At 32.8% G+C, this 20,050-nt stretch carries 23 protein-coding genes and 1 pseudogene; 3 read left to right on the top strand and 21 right to left on the bottom strand.

From position 1 onward, the window contains the following. Window positions 1–148, top strand: a 148-nt coding sequence (locus tag BUB63_RS10385; protein WP_200790214.1) for a transposase, incomplete at its 5' end; no start/stop codon positions are given. 264 nt (window positions 149–412) lie between these two features. Here BUB63_RS10385 and BUB63_RS13425 read toward each other — a convergent pair. The 5 genes from BUB63_RS13425 to BUB63_RS10360 all read right to left on the bottom strand — a co-directional run bounded on the left by BUB63_RS13425 (window position 413) and on the right by BUB63_RS10360 (window position 4,037). Then, window positions 413–589, bottom strand: a complete 177-nt coding sequence (locus BUB63_RS13425; protein ID WP_073249605.1) for a YtxH domain-containing protein — start codon at window positions 587–589, stop codon at window positions 413–415. A 71-nt stretch (window positions 590–660) separates the two neighbouring features. Beyond that, complete coding sequence (locus BUB63_RS10375; RefSeq protein WP_073249603.1) at window positions 661–1,599, bottom strand: hypothetical protein; 939 nt, start codon at window positions 1,597–1,599, stop codon at window positions 661–663. 81 nt (window positions 1,600–1,680) lie between these two features. Beyond that, entirely contained in the window at window positions 1,681–2,223 is a 543-nt protein-coding gene (locus BUB63_RS10370; RefSeq protein ID WP_073249601.1) for a flavodoxin family protein, read from the bottom strand. 198 nt (window positions 2,224–2,421) lie between these two features. Further along, a complete protein-coding gene (locus BUB63_RS10365) occupies window positions 2,422–2,817 on the bottom strand; it encodes a hypothetical protein (protein ID WP_027307695.1) in 396 nt (131 codons plus the stop codon). A gap of 44 nt (window positions 2,818–2,861) precedes the next feature. After that, on the bottom strand, window positions 2,862–4,037 hold the full coding sequence (locus BUB63_RS10360) for an FprA family A-type flavoprotein (protein ID WP_027307696.1): 1,176 nt from the start codon (window positions 4,035–4,037) through the stop codon (window positions 2,862–2,864). A gap of 149 nt (window positions 4,038–4,186) precedes the next feature. Here BUB63_RS10360 and BUB63_RS10355 point away from each other — a divergent pair, with 149 nt between their 5' ends. Continuing rightward, on the top strand, window positions 4,187–5,248 hold the full coding sequence (locus BUB63_RS10355; RefSeq protein ID WP_027307697.1) for a hypothetical protein: 1,062 nt from the start codon (window positions 4,187–4,189) through the stop codon (window positions 5,246–5,248). A 6-nt stretch (window positions 5,249–5,254) separates the two neighbouring features. Here the strand turns inward: BUB63_RS10355 and BUB63_RS10350 are convergent, their stop codons facing one another. The 8 genes and pseudogenes from BUB63_RS10350 to BUB63_RS10320 form a co-directional block, all read right to left on the bottom strand. Continuing rightward, on the bottom strand, window positions 5,255–5,749 hold the full coding sequence (locus tag BUB63_RS10350) for a hypothetical protein (RefSeq protein WP_073249599.1): 495 nt from the start codon (window positions 5,747–5,749) through the stop codon (window positions 5,255–5,257). Window positions 5,750–5,816: 67 nt separating this feature from the next. After that, on the bottom strand, window positions 5,817–6,203 hold the full coding sequence (locus BUB63_RS10345; RefSeq protein ID WP_027307699.1) for a (deoxy)nucleoside triphosphate pyrophosphohydrolase: 387 nt from the start codon (window positions 6,201–6,203) through the stop codon (window positions 5,817–5,819). A gap of 377 nt (window positions 6,204–6,580) precedes the next feature. After that, window positions 6,581–7,042, bottom strand: a complete 462-nt coding sequence (gene def / locus BUB63_RS10340) for a peptide deformylase (protein WP_073249597.1) — start codon at window positions 7,040–7,042, stop codon at window positions 6,581–6,583. A 17-nt stretch (window positions 7,043–7,059) separates the two neighbouring features. After that, complete coding sequence (locus tag BUB63_RS14040) at window positions 7,060–7,494, bottom strand: MOSC domain-containing protein (protein ID WP_200790233.1); 435 nt, start codon at window positions 7,492–7,494, stop codon at window positions 7,060–7,062. Window positions 7,495–7,497: 3 nt separating this feature from the next. Next, window positions 7,498–7,974 (bottom strand): annotated as a pseudogene (moaC, locus tag BUB63_RS13725) (cyclic pyranopterin monophosphate synthase MoaC); the annotation flags it as partial. A gap of 2 nt (window positions 7,975–7,976) precedes the next feature. Beyond that, the gene (moaA, locus tag BUB63_RS10330) at window positions 7,977–8,921 is read right to left on the bottom strand and encodes a GTP 3',8-cyclase MoaA (protein WP_073249593.1); all 945 of its coding nucleotides are present in this window, start codon (window positions 8,919–8,921) and stop codon (window positions 7,977–7,979) included. A 12-nt stretch (window positions 8,922–8,933) separates the two neighbouring features. Next, a complete protein-coding gene (locus BUB63_RS10325; protein WP_073249591.1) occupies window positions 8,934–10,802 on the bottom strand; it encodes a molybdopterin biosynthesis protein in 1,869 nt (622 codons plus the stop codon). A 4-nt stretch (window positions 10,803–10,806) separates the two neighbouring features. Further along, the gene (locus BUB63_RS10320; RefSeq protein WP_073249589.1) at window positions 10,807–11,994 is read right to left on the bottom strand and encodes a molybdopterin molybdotransferase MoeA; all 1,188 of its coding nucleotides are present in this window, start codon (window positions 11,992–11,994) and stop codon (window positions 10,807–10,809) included. Between the two features lie 108 nt (window positions 11,995–12,102). Here BUB63_RS10320 and BUB63_RS10315 point away from each other — a divergent pair, with 108 nt between their 5' ends. Next, window positions 12,103–12,600, top strand: coding sequence for a MogA/MoaB family molybdenum cofactor biosynthesis protein (locus tag BUB63_RS10315; RefSeq protein WP_027307708.1), 498 nt, complete (start codon window positions 12,103–12,105; stop codon window positions 12,598–12,600). Window positions 12,601–12,611: 11 nt separating this feature from the next. On the opposite strand, the gene BUB63_RS10310 is transcribed toward BUB63_RS10315, so the two are convergent. From BUB63_RS10310 to ptsP, 8 genes are all read right to left on the bottom strand, one after another. After that, complete coding sequence (locus BUB63_RS10310) at window positions 12,612–12,845, bottom strand: MoaD/ThiS family protein (RefSeq protein WP_035165650.1); 234 nt, start codon at window positions 12,843–12,845, stop codon at window positions 12,612–12,614. Then, window positions 12,838–13,560 (bottom strand): HesA/MoeB/ThiF family protein, encoded by a 723-nt coding sequence (locus BUB63_RS10305; RefSeq protein ID WP_073249587.1) that lies wholly within the window; start codon window positions 13,558–13,560, stop codon window positions 12,838–12,840. The genes BUB63_RS10310 and BUB63_RS10305 overlap by 8 nt, the downstream gene beginning before the upstream one ends. Before the next feature lie 301 nt (window positions 13,561–13,861). Next, window positions 13,862–14,290 carry a plant Invertase/pectin methylesterase inhibitor family protein gene (locus BUB63_RS10300; protein WP_027307709.1) on the bottom strand — a complete coding sequence of 143 codons (429 nt, stop codon included), beginning with the start codon at window positions 14,288–14,290 and terminating at the stop codon, window positions 13,862–13,864. Window positions 14,291–14,403: 113 nt separating this feature from the next. Further along, window positions 14,404–16,143 carry an NADH-dependent [FeFe] hydrogenase, group A6 gene (locus tag BUB63_RS10295; RefSeq protein WP_073249585.1) on the bottom strand — a complete coding sequence of 580 codons (1,740 nt, stop codon included), beginning with the start codon at window positions 16,141–16,143 and terminating at the stop codon, window positions 14,404–14,406. Between the two features lie 15 nt (window positions 16,144–16,158). Further along, window positions 16,159–17,949: an NADH-quinone oxidoreductase subunit NuoF gene (locus BUB63_RS10290; RefSeq protein ID WP_073249583.1), complete on the bottom strand. Its 1,791-nt coding sequence runs from the start codon at window positions 17,947–17,949 to the stop codon at window positions 16,159–16,161. 10 nt (window positions 17,950–17,959) lie between these two features. Continuing rightward, entirely contained in the window at window positions 17,960–18,325 is a 366-nt protein-coding gene (locus BUB63_RS10285) for a (2Fe-2S) ferredoxin domain-containing protein (RefSeq protein ID WP_027307712.1), read from the bottom strand. Beyond that, window positions 18,322–18,816, bottom strand: a complete 495-nt coding sequence (gene nuoE / locus BUB63_RS10280; RefSeq protein ID WP_027307713.1) for an NADH-quinone oxidoreductase subunit NuoE — start codon at window positions 18,814–18,816, stop codon at window positions 18,322–18,324. Before nuoE ends, BUB63_RS10285 begins: the two co-directional genes overlap by 4 nt. A gap of 177 nt (window positions 18,817–18,993) precedes the next feature. Next, window positions 18,994–20,050 (bottom strand): phosphoenolpyruvate--protein phosphotransferase (gene ptsP / locus BUB63_RS10275; protein ID WP_073249581.1); only part of this gene is annotated, 1,057 nt, incomplete at its 5' end.

Below are 20,050 nucleotides of genomic sequence, written 5' to 3'. Positions count from 1 at the left end.
TCAAATAGATACAATAAGGCTTAAACTAATGAAAATAGCCTCAAGAATAGTAAGAAGTAGTCGCTACATAATATTTAAGCTTTGCAGTAGCTACGCATATAAAAATGATTTTTATGAGATTGTAGCAAATATTCACAAGTTAGAATGAAATTCTTTTATTATTGTTCTTTGATAAGTTCAAAAAGTAAAATTTTATACTATAGGTGAAATCTATTCTTCTTTAATGTAAATATCTGTAATTTATGAAAATTTTATTCATATAACAATTATACTAAGATTTCTTATAAATATTTTTCAGTTTAATTTTTGGTTGGTGAATAATTCAGGATTAATTATATAAAATTTTTATTAAACATTACAACTAAAAAATGATTAAAAATTTCATTAAAAAAATAAATAGGGGTAAAAACCCCTATTTCATATAGTCTCTTAGGTCTTCAACAATGTCCTCAAGCCTATGTGCCATTCTCTTTCCTGCTCTGTTAACCTTTCTTCTTGTTCTATAGTCCATTCTTGGCATAGCCATTAAGCTGGCTGCTGCACCAATTAATGCTCCTGCTGCAAGTCCTGTAAATAATCTATTTTTCATAGGACACACTCCTTTCTTTTTTCTTCACTATTTAGAGTGTGCATTATTAAAAATTATAAACAAGAAATTTATTATTTAATTGTATTTATTTGTACTATCTTGTAATTTTCCCCCATCTCAACATAGTATCTATTATATTGTGTATTTATATTTGTACTTTCATTTTCATCTGTAATTATTTTAACTTCCCAATCCTCTTTGACATCTATTTCTATCACTCCTGAATGTTTTAATTTTGCAGAAACAACCTTCCAATCTATTAGTTTTTTATAATATTTGTAGTCTACAGTCTTTAACCATTCTATTTCATTTAGTACCTCTTTATATAAACCTGAATCAGTGTACAAACATTGCACTTCAGTTATTTTTTTATTTTCTATAGCATTTTCTTTAAACTTTAAAAAATCATATATTGCTTCCTTGCATTTATCTATTACGTCCTTTGCAAGTTCAAGCTTTACCTCTACCTTTTGTCCTGCAAGTATTCTATTTTCATAGTCCTCACATCCCTTAAGTTTGATTTTAACATTGTAGGATGCAAAGGGTATTTTTTCTATAGTAACAAAACCGTTTTTATTCTCGTAAATTTGACCACATACTTCAACACTTGAATAAAGAGGCACTTGCAAAGTCCAATTATAAACATAATCATTAAAATCCCAATATAGTTTATTTTTTTCTTTTTTTATTTTTAATATTTTATCTCCCGTTTTGCTATTTACCTTTAAAACATAACCATCTTCAGTTTTTTGTTTTTCTTTTATATTAATTTCATCTCCAAAATTATATTTTATATATTCTTCAAAAACTTGATAAGTAAAATCTTTATTCATTATCATATTATATAATGCTTTATAATCCTTTTCCTTAAGGGATTTTTCAAAGGCTGTATAATCATTCTTTGGTTTTATAAATAAAAATAAAGCAAATATAATAATAAAAACTAAAATAAATATAAACCTCTTAAAAAGGTACTGCCTCTCCAAATCATATAAACCACGGGTATGCATAAAGACCTCCTAAAATTACTACAAAATATTTTATTAATGATTATAGTCATTTATTACTATATTTATACATTGAAGGTCTTTTCATATTTTTTTTAATATTTTTTGTATATCTCTATCTAATGTTTCATAATCCAAATCATCATTGTCTGTATTTAACTTAAATATTGAACCAGTAAATTCAGCATTTAAAGAAATAAAAACATATTTAGTTTGAAGCATAATGGCATCTACCATTTTTTCATTTTTTCTTCCCGCGGTAAATATATGTATACCTTTTTTAGGTTTAATATATCTATTCAATATAAATTTTCTTGCATAGATAACCTGAAGCCTATCTATTAATGCCTTCAACGGGCTTGTAAAGGAAGCAAAATATACTGGAGATGAAATAACTACTAAATCTGCATCTTCGATTTTTTTATAGATATAATCTAAATCCCTATATATGCATTCACCTGTCTTTTCACATTTTTTGCAACCTATACAATATTTGAAATTCAATTCATAAACATTTAAAACATCAATTATATTTTTTTCATCTTTAAGTTCATCTAAAAATTTATTAAGTATGTAATATGTTTTACCCTCTTTGTTAAAGCTTCCATTTAAAACAATAACATTCATATATTCACTCCTTTAAAAAGCTAAGGCACCACGAAGGTGCCTTAGCTTTACCTATAGGGGGTAACACCATTTATAAAATGGCATCACTTACTAATTTAATATTTATTTATGTAATAATTTTATCAATTTAAAATTTTAAAGTCAATAGTAAATTTGAAGTTATTTTCTTAACAATTTCTTATTTCAGAATTTTAAATTTTACAGTTCTAAATCATCCAGCACCTTATCTATATCAAACTGAACATCTTTATCACTCACAACTAATACAAACTCACATTGTTCAAAGAAATTTCTATCCAGTTCGTAAGTAACAAAATCAAAGTTCAAATCAAACTCCTCTGCTAAATCCTCAACAATGTCCTTCACATTATCAACTGCAATGTCAACTAAATATGGCAGAAAATATTCATCATACCAAACATCTTCACCTTTATCCTCATAATTATCATTAGCATATGCCTTTGCTGCCTCAATTTCTGCCTCATCAAAGGTATAGACAAAGTTAAAAACAGCTATTTTTTCCTTGTATTCTATTTCGTCGATTTCATCTAACCCTTGCTTTTCTAAAAATTCATAAATTCTTTTTGTATTCATATTTATCACCTCGTTTACATTATATCCCTTTTATATTAAGTTATTCATATCTTATTGGCAATTGTTTTTCCCAGTTCTATTGCTCTTTGTATATCCTCTTCTGAAGGCTTAAACTTAACCTTTAGGGCTTCAAGTTCTGTATTAAACTTTAATCCCTTTAATCTATCTGTAAGCATTGGTATTGCCTCACCACTCCATCCATATGAACCAAAGGCAACTCCTAATTTACCCCTATTAGTTATTGGACAAATTAGAGATAATAAATCCCAAACAGGCTTTACTGCATCTTGATTTATTGTTGGAGAACCTACTATTAATGCCTTTGCTCTTTCAATCTTATCCACAACCTCACTTAAATCTGTCTCAGATATATCATATAGATAAACCTTAGCACCGTTATCCTTTAGTCCCTTTGCTATATTTTCTGCAATAGTTTTTGTATATCCATAGGCTGAAACATAGGCAACCACTGCTGATTTTTCTTCTTCATATATTCCTTCTCTACTCCATTTTTCATACATATCTATATATTTATTTATATCTCGTCTTAAAACCGGACCGTGGCTTGTGCATATCATATCAAACTTTAAATCTTTAATTTTATCTATTGCAGATAATACATATTTTTTAAAGGGTCCCATAATAACATCATAGTAGTACTTAAATTCCTCTGAAAAATCTCCAACTTCATCATTAAAGATGCTGTTTTTATCACAGTAATGGCATCCAAATGCATCACAGGTAAACAATACCTCATCCTTTTCACTATATGTAAATATTGTATCTGGCCAGTGCAAAAATGGTGCTGATATGAATTTAAGTGTCCTTTCACCTATACATAAATCCTCTTTTGCCTCAACTGAGTTAAAATTCATATTAGTAATTTCCTTTATGTTTATTAATGCTGGTTTTGAAGCATATACAACTATATCTTTATATGCTTCTAATATTTTTCTTAAAGAACCACTATGGTCTGGTTCAGTATGTTGAACTATTAAATAATCAATATTTCTATCTCCAATTATGCTCTTTATGTTGTTTAAAAATTCTTCTTGGTAGCCATCCTTAACTGTATCAACCAGAGTTATTTTTTCATCAACAATTAAATATGAGTTATATGTAGTACCCATCTTAGTAGTCATTATAATATCGAAAACTCTAAGCTCTGGATTTTTGACTCCTACCCAATATATTCCCTTCTTCAATTCAACTGATGCCATAAATTCCACCTCCATCTATTATATATTTACATTATACACCAAAATAACGATTGATAAAATATTAATAGATAATTTTTTTCCTTTGTTTTTAGTTATATTATTATTTATTTCTTCATATATTTTTTATGAAATAATTTGGGAGGTATCATATGCTTATTCTCTTGTTTGCAGTACTCTGGGGTATTCTATTATGTCTTTTGCTCTCTGCCCCTTTTCCCTACACACCTCTTTTTACTGTTCTTTTTATTATATCAATCACAGTATTAGTTTCTGCTAAAAAAATGTTAATTATTAATAAAAAGTATATTATCTATTCTGTTGCTGTGTTTATTTTTTCTTATATATTAACTTGTTATGTAATTTTCAAACCACCTTCTCAAGACTTTATAAACTTTGGTACTATTTCTCAAAATAAAAGGGCTGTAATATTTTTATGTGAGGGAGAAATGGAAAAATATACTCCGTATTACACCAATTATTTTTTGCAGGATAAACCCTTTTATTTAAAACCAATATACAGCTATAGAATAAAAAAAATATACTCAGAACTTGAGGTAAACAGTAAAAACAACAACCTAAGCCTTATTGCAAGGGATGTTAAATCCTCTATTTTAAGCTATAAACCCTACTACTTTTATATTGCCTATTTAGGATATACCCCCTCTTTAAGTGATGCTATAACCTATGCAGTAAACGATGGTTGCTCTGAAATAATTATTATAAACTATACCTCCGATAATAACTTATTTGAAAAGACAAAAAAGTTTGTAGACTACAACAAACTAACCTCTAATGGAATAAGCATTAAATTTTCTAAAAGCGTACAAGAAACAGGTGAATTTCAGCAATACATAACTGAAAAAATAATAAATATGCCTGCAAAATTTGATGGGATTATCCTTTTAACAAAAAACAGTGAAGTAGCAACCATAATAAAATCTCATCTTAATGAACACTTTAGAAAAGATGATATATTTTTAATCACAGATGATTTAGATTACGGTATTAATTATTTTATTAAAAAGCAATGTAGTAATATTTTATATGTCTGCCTTGATGAATCCTCTTCTGGAATAATGACAGAGTATTTCTACCCTAAAATTGCCCTAAAGTATTCTGATAAGATAAAAATTGTTGGAATTAAGGATTGGGGATATGATAAGCTTCTTGTTAAGGCCGCAATAAAATGTTTTTTAGAAAATGAAAAATAAATCAGCCTAATTGGCTGATTTTTTTAATGTATATAAACCTGTTGTTCTTGCAAAGAAAACTGATATTGCAGAATCTATTAAGTGATGTATTGCTGTTCCTACTGCAACTATATAGAACATTCTATAGTCAAGACCCACAATAGGTATTACAATAAATGCCTCAAGTAGTGCGTGTATAGGTAGTACAATAAGTAGTACAATTTCATATTTTACTCCTCTTTTAACAAGCCATCCACCAAAATATCCAACTATAATATGCATCAGTGCTCTTGCAGTAACTTCTGGTCTTCCAAGCTTTATAAAGAATCCAAGTGCTGAAGATGCACCAACCATTGCTGCTACCTGTGGACTAATTAACATTGATAAGAATAAAGGAACGTGTGACATTATTGTTGCTGTAAATGGGCCTAAATGTAATGTTAAAAAACCTCCAAAAGCAAGTGGTATTAGTATTGATAATGCTGCAAAAACTGCTCCTATTGTTAACTCTCTTGTCTTCATATATATCCTCCTTTACACCTGTCTTTACACCTATTATACTGTAAAGACAGGTGTAAGTCTATATCTTTTATATATTTTTAGTAATTATTTTTTGAACCACTCCAACATCTGCCTCTAAAAAATTATAATTATTTAACTCCAAAGGGGTAACCCATCTAAAATCTTCAACTTCATTTGCTGTTATTTCCCCTCCCTTAAGCCTACACCTATACACTAACATTAACATATTAAACTCTGTATACCTATGAAAAACCACATCAAATATATCTATAACCTCAATATCAATATTTAACTCTTCTTTTATTTCTCTAATAATACACTCTTCAGGTGTCTCCCCCTCCTCAAGTTTTCCACCAGGAAATTCCCAAAGTAGTCCTCCCTTTTTTCCTTTTTTTCTTTGAGTTATAAGTATTTTATCATCATTTTCAATAACAGCAGCTGTTACAATTATCATTTTTTATTACTCCTTTATATGCTAAAATTATTATATATGGATATGGAGGTGTATGTATGAAATTTAATATAAATAAGCGGGCCATAGATTATATTGCCTCAAAGGGTGGCAATTTAATAATAACTGTTGTAAAATCCTCCTGCGGATGAGCAGGTAGTGTAAAAAGTCTCTGGATAGAGGCTGTAAAATATGTTGATAATATTGAAAACTACTATTATTATGAGCAGGATGGAATAAAAATATATATTCATAAAAGTCTTATTATTGATGATGAGGTAACTATTGATCTTAAAGCAAAAATTCCCCTAATAGGGCCATTTTTTAGTGTTAAGGGAGTAAAAATAAGTTCCATATAGGTAATCCTATATGGAACTTATTTACTCATCTTTATAAACTTCATATGCCCTGTCTACATACATAATTCCGTCTAAATGGTCAATCTCGTGACAAAAGGCTCTGCATAGAAGCTCTGTTGCCTTATACTTTACTTTTTTACCTTCTTCATTTAATCCCTCAACTTCGACCTCAACAGGTCTTTCTAAAAATCCATAATATCCAGGATAGCTTAAGCAGCCCTCTTCACTCTCCTGCTTTCCCCTTTGTTTTGTAATTTCAGGATTTATAAGAACTATTGGTTCCATTCCATCCCTTAAATCTATTAGTATAACTCTTTTATTTACTGCAATCTGTGGTGCAGCAAGACCTATACCTGTTGTGCTGTATAGTGTATCCTTTAAGTCTTGAATGAGCTCCTTAATTTCATTATCAATTACCTTAACTTCCTCACTTTTCGTCTTAAGTGCAGGATGTCCTAATTTTACTATTTCTCTAACTGCCATAAAACAACCTCCAAAAACTATTCTATAACTATTATATCATCACCTACTCTAACCTTTCCACCCTTTAATACCTTAACAAATATTCCCTCTCTTGGCATTACGCAATCTCCAACAAGCCTTTTTATTTCACATCCACCATGACACTCTTTACCTATCTGTGTTACTTCAACCTCTGCCTCTCCAATTATCAATCTTGTGCCTATCTTTAAACTTGGAAGATCTATACCTTGAGTAGTTATATTTTCTGCAAACTTTCCATAATCCAAATGGTCAAGCCCCATCTTTTTCATCTTATCAATACTCTCTTCCGCCAGAAGGCTAACCTGTCTATGCCACTTTCCTGCGTGAGCATCTCCCTTTACTCCAAAATCCTCAACAAGCTCTATCTCATTTACTGGATTTTTAACAACTCCCTTCTTTTCACTAACATTAACTGATACTACCTTTCCCATCTTTAAATCACTCCTTACAAAATGTCCTGATTTTCCACCTTTTTTTTCAATTAGCTTTATATCTCCTATTATCATCTCTTTGTCGATTGCTTTACACATATCGTATATAGTTAAGGCAGCTGTAGAAACTGCTGTTAAAGCCTCCATTTCAACTCCTGTTTTTCCAACCGTCTTTGCTTTAGCTGTAATATACACCCTTGATTTTTCTTCATCTATTTGAAATTCTATATCACACCCACTTAAAAATATGTTGTGGCACATAGGGATTATATCACTTGTCTTTTTTGCTCCCATAATACCTGCTACCTGTGCAACAGCCAAAACATCACCCTTTTTTATAGTCCCCTGCTTTATAGCCTCAAGGGTTTCTTTTTTCATCTCAATATATCCTCTTGCTACTGCAATCCTTTTTGTATCATCCTTTTCCCCAACATCAACCATTCTTGCTCTTCCTTCTTCATTAAAATGTGTTAAATCCATATTTATCCTCCTGTTCTAACCATATCTCTACTACTCTTGCTTATTTTATCCTCTAAAAGGGTATGTTTTTCATACTTATTGTAAATTCCCATCTTTAAAACTTCTAATAGCCTGTCTACATCATCAATATATGGCCTTAAATCATATTCATCAGGATTATGAAGGCAGGTTTTTAATTTCCCATCGGAAGTAATTCTAACTCTATTGCACCTACTACAAAAACTGTGGGACATTGTTGTAATAAATCCTACCCTACCAATATGTCCATCTAATCTATACACCTCAGATGGGCCTCCACCGTTATTTTCTATCTTTACAATATTGGCACCCTCCAAGTATTTCATAATATCATCTTTTGTAACTCCTGTAAACCTTGTTGCTTCACCAATTGGCATAAGCTCAATAAACCTTACATCTATATTCATATTCTTTGTCATCTCGATAAAGTCAACGATTTCATCATCATTAATGTCCTTTATAGGAATCATATTAACCTTTACAACAAGTCCAAGTTCTAATGCCTTGTTAAGACCATCTAATACCCTTTTTAAATCTCCACCCGTCAATTTTTTAAACCTATCTTCCTTTAAAGAATCAAGGCTTATATTCACTCTTTTTAAACCATTTTCAACTAAATCAAAAATCTTATCACCTAACAATATGCCATTTGTTGTAATACCTATATCCTCTATCCCATCAACTTCATTAATTGTTCCTATAATATCTAATATATCCTGTCTTACTAAAGGTTCTCCACCTGTAACCCTTATCCTCTTTACGCCTAAATGTGCTAGGGCTGTAACTATATTTTTAATTTCATCCACAGTTAAAAAGTTATAGTGCTTAGCGATATATCCATTTGGCATACAATATAGACACCTTAAATTACAAGCATCCGTTATTGATATTCTTGCATAATTTATCTCTCTGTTAAACTTATCTAACATTTCACCACACCTTTAATATATTATATCTAAACTATTTATCTCATAGCCTCCAATTTCATAAAGTTTATTTTTAAACTCCTCTGATTTTACAACCTCTAAGAAACATTTAAATCTTTCATCGTAGAGCATATCCCTTGTTATTGCAATATCATATTCTTCAAAGCAAACAGGAATAAATTCAAGCCCCATAAATTGTGCTGCAGATAGCACCCCAAGTCCGCAATCTGCACTTCCTGAAGCTATCTGTGCTGCTACATTAAGATGAGTTATTTCCTCCCTTTCATATCCATTAATTTCCTTTACATTTATTGAAAGCTTATTTAAATGATAGTCAAGAAGCATTCTTGTACCAGAACCTTTTTGTCTATTTACAAATCTTACTCTCTTTAAGTCTTTAAAGCCCTTTATATTTAAAGGATTACCCTTTTGAACCATAAAGCCCTGAACTCTTTTTATAAACTTTAATAAAGCAAAGTCTCCTAAATATCTTTTAAGATAGCTTGTATTATATTCTCCCTTTTCATCAAGAAGATGTACAGGTGCTATATGAGTCTCTCCCCTCTTAAGTGCCATAATCCCGCCCATACTTCCAACGTGGGTAGAGTTAAGATTAAAGCCTCTTTTATTCATCATATCAGATATAATATCAAGTACAACATCGTGACTTCCTATACAAACAAGTGTACTATCTACATCCTTTATATCCCTTAATAATCTAACACTTACCTTCTCTCCTGCCTCAAGTCCCTCTTTATTTTTGTCTATAACAAGAACACCGTCTGCTGTTGTTAAGGACATTGTAACACCAGCACCTCTTCCTATTGGAGATGCAATAAGTTTATCCTTTACTTTACCAAGTTTTACCCTTACAAACTCATCGTTCTTTAAAGAGGAATTTATCTTCTTTGTTAAGATAGCTTCAACTACTCTTTTTTCCTCGGTTTTTGCCTTTAAAACTGTATCAAATCCTACTTTTACAATGTTCTCCATAACAAAATAGGCTGAAACAGGATATCCTGGAACTCCAAATATAGCCTTACCCTCTGCCATTGAAAAACTTGCAGGTCGTCCAGGTTTTATTGAAACACCGTGAAATTTTAATTCTCCAAGTATACTCAGTATATCCTCTGCAAAATCGCCTCTTCCCTTTGCTGAACCTGCATTTACAATTACAATGTGGCACTCTTCAAGGGCCCTCTGTGCTACCTTCTTTATTTTTTCAAAGTCATCCTTAACTATGTCATATCTTATAGGTTCTCCACCCCATTCTTTTACTAATGCCGCAAAGGTCCAAGAATTAAAATCTATAAGTTCCCCTCTTTTAGGCATAGTTCCAACATCTACAAGTTCATCCCCTGTTGGAATAATACCTACCCTTACCTTTTCAAAAACCGGTACTTTGTTCACTCCTCCTGCAAGAAGTGATGCAATATCTATTGCCCTAATTTTATGATTTGAAGGAATTATCATTGCACCCATTGGTATATCTTCTCCAACAGGCCTAATATTTTGATAAGGGTGGGCTGGTTTTCTAATAATTACTCCCTCATCAGTTGTTTGTATATCTTCAACCATTATAACACAATCAAAACCTTCTGGTATTGGATCTCCTGTATCAACTACTTCATATTGCCCATTTTTTAATAAAACTGGTCTATTTATGTCTGCATCTAAAGTATATATAAACTTTGTTGCTATACCATCCATTGCAGAGGCAATAAAATGGGGAGAAGATATTTTAGAAAATATAGGCTCTGCAGTAACTCTGCCAAGAGCCTCTCTGGTATCAATATATTCTACTTTAAGCTTTATATTACTACATTCATTTTTTATGATTTCTCTTGCTTCACTTAAATCTATGTTTTTAAGAAAAAGAGCCATATTATCACCTCATAATTTTAACTTCTTGTTCATTAACAATTCCCTCAAGATCACGCTCTATCTTTATGAAACCATCACACTTTGCCATAACACTAATTGCTGATGACTTTGCATATATTGGATATGCAAAGCCTCCCTCTATCTTAACAGGCAAATATTCCTCTCTTCCTTTGGCCTTGTGGTAATTTTCTCCCATCTTAAGAATTAGAGAATTATCTGTTCTTATTCTGCCAAGCATTCTATCTATTAATTCTGACATTATAAATCTATAAACAACAGCACAGGATAAAGGGTGTCCAGGGAGCCCTACTATGAATTTCTCTCCTACCTTTGCCATCAATGTAGGCTTACCTGGCTTTATTGCAATTCCGTGAAACAATACCTCTCCAAGCCTCTCCATTATATTTATAGTAAAATCCCTATTACCTGCAGAACTGCCTCCTGAAATAAATACTATGTCTGATTCCTCAAGCGACTTATCTACAAGTTCGAATAATTCCTCCTCATTATCCTTTGAAATTCCTTTATATTTTGCATCACATCCGTCCTTAATAAGAGCGGCTGTTAAAAAGTAACCATTTATATCTCTAACCTTTGGAATTTGTCTTTCTTCATAGGGAGAGATTAGTTCATCTCCTGTTGAAATTACAGTTGCTTTAACCTTTCTTTTTACATTAATATTAGTTACTCCAAGCCCTGCTAAAACTGCTATATGCCTATCTTCTATTACAGTTCCCTTTTTTATTACAACCTCTCCAGCCTTAACGTCATCATCTTCAAAAACAACGTTTTCCCATCTGCTTGCTGGCTTATTTACAAGAACTTCATCTCCTAATTCTTCACAGTCCTCAATCATAGCCACAGCATCTGCACCATCTGGAAGCATTGCACCTGTTGGAATGTAAACACATTCACCTTCATTTATAGAATACTCTGGCCTTTCACCAATTACAATAGAACCCTTATTTTTTAGCATAGCAGGCATTGATTCACTACATAGATATGTATCATTTGAAATAAGTGCATATCCATCTACAGATGACCTTTTAAATCCTGGAAGGTTTTCACGAGAAACAACATCCTCCGACAATACCCTGCCAAGTGCATTATTTATATCAACCTTTTCATTATCTACTTCCTTTGCATTTTTGAATATATCTAAAACTTCTGAAACAGTTAGAACCTTAAGCATATTATATGCCTCCCTTCTATATAATAATTTTAACATATTTTATAATTAATAGATACAAAGTTGAAATATTGTGATAAAATAAACTATATATATAAAGGAGGGTTTAAATTGAAGGCAGGAGTTATAACTGTTAGTGATAAAGGTTATGCAGGACTTCGTGAAGATAGTTCAGGTCCACTAATAAAGGAGATGCTAAAGCAAATAAACTGTGAAGTAGTTGAGTACATAATCGTGCCAGATGAAAAAGAGGATATAAAACGCGAACTTATTAGAATGTCAGATTTAGACCTTGATCTAATTTTCACAACAGGAGGTACAGGATTTTCCAAAAGAGATGTAACTCCAGAAGCAACCCTTGAGGTATTAGAGAGACTTGCACCTGGAATTCCAGAAGCAATGAGGCTTCGTTCTCTTCAAATAACGCCAAAGGCAATGTTATCTCGTGGAGTTGCAGGAATTAGAAAAAACAGTATTATTATAAACCTTCCTGGGAGTGCAAAGGCTGTGAAGGAACATCTTGAGGTTGTTCTTCCAGTTTTAACCCACGGAGTTGAGATATTAAGGGGAATAGCAAGTGAATGTGGAACAAATAAGGTGGCTAAATAGCCACCTATATTTTAGCCCCCTCCTAAATAAGGATAAAAACCTACGTTGTCTCCGTCCTTTACTTTGTCATCAAGCGTTGCATTTTCTCCATTTATTGTACAAGTGAATATCTCTTCTTCTGGTAGTCCAAGTTTTCTTAAAACATCCCTTAAAGTTGCACCCTCTTCAAGAGTTATTTCAAAATTTTTGTTAGTCTCTATGTATTTGGATAACATTGCAAAGGCCTTTGCATTTACTTTAATCATTTTTTTCACCTCCACATACTGGACAATTCATATCTCTTTTTACTTCTATTGTTTGAAAATCATCTTCAAATAAATCTATATAGATAAGTTTAGTTGAAGGCTTACCAATAATATATCTTATTGCCATATTAGCCTCTATAGCACCTATTACAGCAGTTATACCGTTTATTATACCTGAATTTCTTGCTGTATACTCCTCATTTGTCTTCTTCTTCATAAAGCATTTCAAGCAGGCTGTATCTTTTGGTATAATTGTCTTTGCCATACCAAAGGCAGCCGCAACTCCTCCATATATCCAAGGAAGATTATTTTTTACTGCATATTCATTTATAATCTCCCTTGTACTGAAATTATCTGTTGCGTCTATTATTATATCACAACCTACAGCATATTTGCTAATTGTCTCTGTTGTAATTTTATCACAAATAGGCTCAAGTTCAACTTGTGAATTTATAAGCTTTAACTTATTCACTGCTGCTATAACCTTCTTTTCTCCTAAATCCTTCTCATCAAAGAGCATCTGCCTTTGAAGATTTGAAAGCTCTACAACGTCCATATCAACAACCCTTATAAATCCTACTCCAGCTCTAACAAGACTATTTAAAATGCTTGTACCAAGTGCACCCGCTCCAATAACCAAAACCTTTGTATTTAATATTTTATTTTGTGCCTCCTCGCCAATTACAGCAATCTGTCTATCATATCTTTCAAGCATATTAAGCACCACCTAATAATATATATTCAAGTTTATTTATATCATCTTTTTGTATTATCGTAAAGTAATAAGTAAAATTTTATTATAAGTTTTATAACTCTAAATAAGCTATTACAATTAAAACTTGCTTAACCTTTATAGCTATTTTAAAGTTATAAATATTTAGCCCCATACAGATTTTATTTTAACTCATTAAGCTTTAAAATACTTAAAAAGAGCTAAATAAAATTCTTTTATGGGGCTTTTTTAAATATATTTACTTTTATTGTTTGAATTTTTATAAACTCATATTTTATTAAAATTATAGAAATCCCTTGTATTCATCAACACTTTTTTGTTCAAACTGTAAAAGTCCATTTGCTATATCTAGTGTCTCCTTTTCTACACCTTGATATTCCTTTATCTTCTTTGTCATATCTACTATTCCCATTGTACTTCCCTGTATAAGCATTTCTGCCATATGGGATGGCGATTTATCCCTAAGAGTCTTTAAATTTATCATTAAATCAGTAAATGCTTTAGATAAAAGATTAAGCTCCTTAGGCTCTATATTCTTAGATTTAAGCTTGTTATCAGCCATATCATAGAACTTTTGGTATTCATTAAGGTGTTTCTGAAGCACATTTTTCATATTTTCATCCTTAGTTTCCTTTAAGAGTTGTTTTATAGTTTCTATTCCCATTTGTGCATTTTGATGAATATAGTTTAATAGCTCTATATTTTTATCCATACAAATCCCTCCCATATATTATTTTCCCCAAAACAAATACATATATTTAAGTTTATGAAATAAAATAATATCCATTTGATTATAGTAGTCAAATGGATATTATTTTAAATAAATTATATAGTTTCTCTTGGAGTATAATGAGTATGTAATATTTTATGAGCCTTATGACCTCCATATTCACCCAAATACTCTTGATATAGCTTTATAACAGCAGGATTTTCGTGGGATTTTCTAATTGGCTTTCTTCTATCCTCCTCGTAAATTGCATTCATCCTTGCCTTAACTATTTCAAGATTTCCGTGATGATAAGGCTGACCTCCACCATCTATGCATCCTCCAGGACAAGCCATTATCTCAATTGCGTGATAGAATCTCTTGCCATCCCTTATATCCTCCAATAGTCTCCTTGCATTACCAAGACCGTGGGCAACACCAATCTTAAGTTCCATATCCTTAAGCTTTACTGTTGCCTCTTTTAGTCCATCCTCAAAGCCTCTAACTCCGTGGAACTCAACATCTTGTAGTGTCTCACCTGTTACCCACTCATAAGCTGTTCTTAATGCTGCCTCTATTACTCCACCTGTTGTACCAAATATTACTGATGCACCAGTTGATTCTCCAAGTGGATTATCAAAATCCTCATCGGGGAGTTTTGTAAAATCTATTCCTGCCTCTCTTATCATCTTTGCAAATTCCCTTGTAGTAATAACATAATCAACATTTTCAACTCCATCCGATTTTAATTCTTCCCTTTGAATCTCATACTTTTTAGCAATACAAGGCATTACTGATACTACAACTATCTTATCAGCAGGTATGTTGAATTTTTCTGCAAAATATGTCTTTGCTATTGCTCCAAACATCATATGAGGAGACTTGCAGGTTGAAGGTATATCTAAAAGCTCAGGGAACTGGTGCTCTATGAACTTAACCCAACTTGGGCAACAACTCGTAAGAATTGGAAGCCTTCCCTTTCCATTAAGCCTATCTATAAACTCCTTTGACTCTTCAACTATTGTTACATCGGCTGCAAAATCTGTATCAAAAACCTTTTTAAATCCAAGTCTTCTTAAAGCAGCAACCATCTTTCCTGTAACTATAGTCCCAGGTTTTAAACCAAACTCCTCCCCTAATGCAACTCTTATTGCTGGTGCAGTTTGAACTATTACATATTTATCTGGATCGTGGAGTGCATTCCATACATCCTGTACATAGCTTACTTCTGTAAGTGCTGCTGTTGGACAAACTGATACACACTGTCCACAGAAGGTACATTGGGTATCAAGCATTGGTAGATTAAAGGCTGGTCCTACTACTGTTTCAAAACCTCTATCTACAGCAGAATAAACGCTACAGGTTTGAACTTCATTGCACATTGTCTCACAACGCCTGCACATTATGCACTTATCTGGATTTCTATAGAGTGCACCACTTGAACTGTCCTTCTCATATGTTGACTGTTCACCTTCAAATCTAATCTGTCTAATACCTAAGTCTGCAGCAATCTTTTGAAGGTCACAATTTCCATTCTTTTCACATACCAAGCAATCTGTAGGGTGATCTGAAAGTAGAAGTTCTACCATTGTCCTTCTTGCTCTTATTGCTCTTTTTGTATTTGTTTTAATTACCATACCTTCAAAACATTCTGTAGCACAAGCAGGTGCAAGATTTCTCCTTCCTTCAACTTCAACTAAACATACTCTACAGGATGCTGTTCTGTTTACCATCTTTATATCGTGTAAATTTAAGTGGCATAATGTAGGAATATTAATGTTTGCCATTTTTGCAGCATCTAATATTGTTGTACCCTCTGGCACCTTCAATTTTATATCATTTATAGTTACATTTATCATGCTATCCCTCCCAACTTACTTCCTTGTGATAGCTCCAAATCTACAAGTCTTGTAGCACTGACCACATTTTATACATCCATCTCTATCTATTACGTGTACCTTCTTAGGTTCTCCGTGGATTACATTGACTGGGCAAACTTTTGCACAGGCAGTACATCCTACACATTTTTCCGGAATAATATAATACTTTAAAAGTTCCTTACATACACCTGCAGGACATTCCTTATCCCTAACGTGTGCTAAATATTCATCATAGAAGAATTTCATAGTAGATAAAACAGGGTTTGGTGAAGTTTGACCAAGGCCACAAAGGGATGAATCTTTTACTGTTTCGGCAAGCTCCTTTAACATTTCTAAGTCTTCCATCTCACCCTTGCCCTCTGTAATCTTATTTAATATTTCAAGTAATCTCTTGTTCCCTACTCTACAGGCAGTACATCTTCCGCAGGATTCATCACAGCTAAACTCAAGGTAGAATTTTGCAATATTAACCATACAGTCATCCTCATCCATTACAATCATTCCACCAGAACCCATCATTGAACCAAGAGCTGTTAGGTTATCATAGTCTATTGGTGTATCAAGGTATTCTGCTGGTATGCATCCTCCAGATGGACCACCTGTTTGAACAGCTTTAAACTTCTTTCCTCCTTTAATTCCTCCACCTAATTCATATATTATCTCCCTTAATGTAATTCCCATAGGAACTTCAACAAGCCCTACATTGTTTACCTTTCCAGCAAGTGCAAACACCTTTGTTCCTTTGCTCTTTTCGGTTCCTATGGATGCAAACCATTCTGCTCCATTTAATATAATAGGTGCAACGTTTGCAAAGGTTTCTACATTGTTAATATTTGTTGGTTTTTTCCAGAGTCCAACCTGTGCTGGATATGGTGGTTTTACAGTTGGCTCTCCACGTCCACCTTCTATAGAATTTATAAGTGCAGTTTCCTCACCACATATAAAGGCACCAGCACCAATTTTTATTTCTACATCAAAACAAAAATCTGTTCCAAAAATGTTTTTACCTAAAAGACCTAATTCCCTTGCTTGGCTTATTGCAATTCTTAATCTATGAATTGCAAGAGGATATTCTGCTCTAACATATATATACCCAAACTGTGCACCAATTGCATAGGCTGCAATTGCCATTCCCTCTAAAACTGAATGTGGATCTCCTTCAAGTATACTTCTATCCATAAATGCTCCTGGGTCACCCTCATCAGCATTACATATCACATATTTTATATCTGACTTTGATTTTCTTGTTGCTTCCCATTTTACACCTGTTGGAAATCCACCACCTCCACGCCCCCTAAGTCCACTCCTTTTAACAATATCAATTACTCCCTCTGGAGTCATTTCTGTTAACACCTTACCAAGTGCCATATATCCATCAGCTGCAATATATTCATTTATATTTTCAGGATCAATCTTCCCACAGTTTCTTAAAGCAATTCTAATCTGCTTTTTATAAAAAGGTATTTTACTCTGTTCTGGAAGCTTTTCATTTGTATCTGGTTCTACATATAATTTTTCTTGATATACTCTTCCCTTAACAACGTGCTCTGCTACTATTTTTCTTGCAGAATCCTCATCAACCTCAACATAAAATACATTATCTGGCATAACTTTAACTATTGGTCCCTTTTCGCAGAAACCAAAACACCCTGTCATAAGAACACTAACTTCGTTTTCAAGGTTAGAATTCTTTATTTCCTCCCTTAAAACCTCTAAAACCCTATTGCTGTTGGAGGCTTGACACCCTGTACCACCACATACCAAAAGTTCCATTCTAACTGGCATATTATCCCTCCTATCCTCTTAAAACCCATTCTCTTATTACTTCTCCATTTTTAACGTGCCTTTTTACTATCTCCCTTGCCCTTTCACTATCAACCTTACCATATAAAATCGGTTCACTGTTTGGCATCCTTACCTCAACGGTGGGCTCTGCATAGCAAAAACCCATACATCCTGTTTGTACTACAACTGCATTATCAATATTTTCTTTTCTCACTTCTTCAATGATTGCATTTATTGTGTTTCTTGCACCTGCAGCAATTCCACAAGTGGCCATACCAACAAGTATTTTTATATTTTTTTCTTCCGCCTCCCTGTTTTGTAATGTGTCCTTGTACTGTTCTCTAATTTTTTTAAGTTCCTCTAATGATTTAATCATTGAGTGCTACCTCCCTCTCTATATTCATCTAAAATAGCCTTAACATCCTCAACCTTAACCCTTCCATATACCTTACCATCCACCATTACTACTGGTGCAAGTCCGCAAGCTCCAACACATCTTAAACTATCCACTGTAAACATACCATCTGGCGACATATTGCCCTCTGTTATATTAAGTTGCTTTCTAAGTTCCTCTAATACCTTATCAGCACCCTTTACAAAACACGCTGTACCCATACATACGTTTATTACGTGTTTGCCCCTTGGCTCCATTGTAAAATAGGAATAGAAGGTTGTAACTCCAAATACCTTTGCTGCTGGAATTTTAAGCTTTCTTGCAATAAAAAGTTGAACATCCTTAGGTAAGTAGCCAAATATCTCCTGAGCCTTGTAAAGAACTCCAATAAGTGCTCCTTCCTTCTGCTCTATAGAGTCAATATAGTCTTCAAGTCTTTTTAATTTTTCAGAATCAACATCATATTTAGCCATAAAATTCCTCCTCTTTTAAAAATCTAATCACACCTAATAAATATTTTTTCCAAAAACGTAAAATAAAATACAATTTAAATATCATAAAAAAGTAGGAGTCTTATATATTTTTACAAAATAAAAAAACACCAATTGGTGTTAATGAAGGGGGAACGTAACCAATTGGTGTTTCTTACTTTATCTATTTACAAAATTTTGTATTTTGCTCTTTATCTCTTCAGAAGTTGCACACATTATAACTTCATCTGATAGTTTCTTTGCTTCTTCGTAGTTTAGGCTTGTTATTAACTTTCTTGCCTTTAGTATTGAGGATGCACTCATACTAAACTCATCAAGTCCAAATCCTAATAGAACTGGAATTATTCTTTCATCTCCTGCCATTTCTCCACACATACCAGCCCATTTTCCTTCTTTATGTGCATTGTCTATTACCATCTTTATTAATCTTAAAACTGCTGGATGGAATGGATCATATAGGTATGATATCTTTTCATTCATTCTATCAACTGCTACTGTATATTGAATTAGGTCATTTGTTCCTATACTAAAGAAATCTACTTCCTTTGCTAATATATCTGAAATAACCGCAGCTGATGGAATTTCTATCATTATACCTATCTCTACGTTGTCGCTATAGGCAATTCCTTCTGCCTTAAGTTCGTTTTTAACTTCCTCAACCACTGCCTTTGCTTGTCTTAATTCATCTACACCTGATATCATTGGGAACATTATCTTTAAGTTTCCATATACAGATGCTCTAAATAGTGCTCTAAGTTGAGTCTTAAATATGTCCTTTCTGTCAAGACATAGTCTTATAGCTCTATATCCAAGGAATGGGTTCATTTCCTCATCAATCTTTAGATATGGTAGCTTCTTATCTCCACCTATATCTAAAGTTCTTATAACAACCGGTCTTCCTCCCATTCCCTCTAAAACTGCCTTGTAGGCTTCAAACTGTTCTTCTTCTGTTGGAAGGCTGTCCTTATCCATATATAGGAACTCTGTTCTAAATAATCCTACACCCTCTGCACCGTTTTTAAGTGCTCCTTCAACGTTGCTTGGTGTACCTATATTTGCAGCAAGTTCTACCTTTCTTCCGTCAATTGTTATTGACTCAGCATTTACAAGTTTTGATAGTTCCTTCTTATACTCTACTAACTTCTTTTGCTTTTCTCTGTACTTTTGTAGAGTTTCTTCATCTGGATTTACTATTACAACGCCTTCATCACCATCT

Origin of the sequence: Caloramator proteoclasticus DSM 10124 (genome assembly GCF_900129265.1) — a bacterium.
GTDB lineage: Bacteria > Bacillota > Clostridia > Clostridiales > Caloramatoraceae > Thermobrachium > Thermobrachium proteoclasticum.
This window is presented reverse-complemented; position numbering and strand designations above follow the sequence as displayed.

Bases quoted from the DNA above. Each gene is read 5' to 3' on its own strand.
- BUB63_RS13425 (WP_073249605.1), bottom strand. From the start codon at position 589: ATGAAAAATAGATTATTTACAGGACTTGCAGCAGGAGCATTAATTGGT.
- BUB63_RS10375 (WP_073249603.1), bottom strand. From the start codon at position 1,599: ATGCATACCCGTGGTTTATATGATTTGGAGAGGCAGTACCTTTTTAAG.
- BUB63_RS10370 (WP_073249601.1), bottom strand. From the start codon at position 2,223: ATGAATGTTATTGTTTTAAATGGAAGCTTTAACAAAGAGGGTAAAACA.
- BUB63_RS10365 (WP_027307695.1), bottom strand. From the start codon at position 2,817: ATGAATACAAAAAGAATTTATGAATTTTTAGAAAAGCAAGGGTTAGAT.
- BUB63_RS10360 (WP_027307696.1), bottom strand. From the start codon at position 4,037: ATGGCATCAGTTGAATTGAAGAAGGGAATATATTGGGTAGGAGTCAAA.
- BUB63_RS10355 (WP_027307697.1), top strand. From the start codon at position 4,187: ATGCTTATTCTCTTGTTTGCAGTACTCTGGGGTATTCTATTATGTCTT.
- BUB63_RS10350 (WP_073249599.1), bottom strand. From the start codon at position 5,749: ATGAAGACAAGAGAGTTAACAATAGGAGCAGTTTTTGCAGCATTATCA.
- BUB63_RS10345 (WP_027307699.1), bottom strand. From the start codon at position 6,203: ATGATAATTGTAACAGCTGCTGTTATTGAAAATGATGATAAAATACTT.
- def (WP_073249597.1), bottom strand. From the start codon at position 7,042: ATGGCAGTTAGAGAAATAGTAAAATTAGGACATCCTGCACTTAAGACG.
- BUB63_RS14040 (WP_200790233.1), bottom strand. From the start codon at position 7,494: ATGGGAAAGGTAGTATCAGTTAATGTTAGTGAAAAGAAGGGAGTTGTT.
- moaA (WP_073249593.1), bottom strand. From the start codon at position 8,921: ATGTTAGATAAGTTTAACAGAGAGATAAATTATGCAAGAATATCAATA.
- BUB63_RS10325 (WP_073249591.1), bottom strand. From the start codon at position 10,802: ATGGCTCTTTTTCTTAAAAACATAGATTTAAGTGAAGCAAGAGAAATC.
- BUB63_RS10320 (WP_073249589.1), bottom strand. From the start codon at position 11,994: ATGCTTAAGGTTCTAACTGTTTCAGAAGTTTTAGATATATTCAAAAAT.
- BUB63_RS10310 (WP_035165650.1), bottom strand. From the start codon at position 12,845: ATGATTAAAGTAAATGCAAAGGCCTTTGCAATGTTATCCAAATACATA.
- BUB63_RS10305 (WP_073249587.1), bottom strand. From the start codon at position 13,560: ATGCTTGAAAGATATGATAGACAGATTGCTGTAATTGGCGAGGAGGCA.
- BUB63_RS10300 (WP_027307709.1), bottom strand. From the start codon at position 14,290: ATGGATAAAAATATAGAGCTATTAAACTATATTCATCAAAATGCACAA.
- BUB63_RS10295 (WP_073249585.1), bottom strand. From the start codon at position 16,143: ATGATAAATGTAACTATAAATGATATAAAATTGAAGGTGCCAGAGGGT.
- BUB63_RS10290 (WP_073249583.1), bottom strand. From the start codon at position 17,949: ATGCCAGTTAGAATGGAACTTTTGGTATGTGGTGGTACAGGGTGTCAA.
- BUB63_RS10285 (WP_027307712.1), bottom strand. From the start codon at position 18,325: ATGATTAAATCATTAGAGGAACTTAAAAAAATTAGAGAACAGTACAAG.
- nuoE (WP_027307713.1), bottom strand. From the start codon at position 18,816: ATGGCTAAATATGATGTTGATTCTGAAAAATTAAAAAGACTTGAAGAC.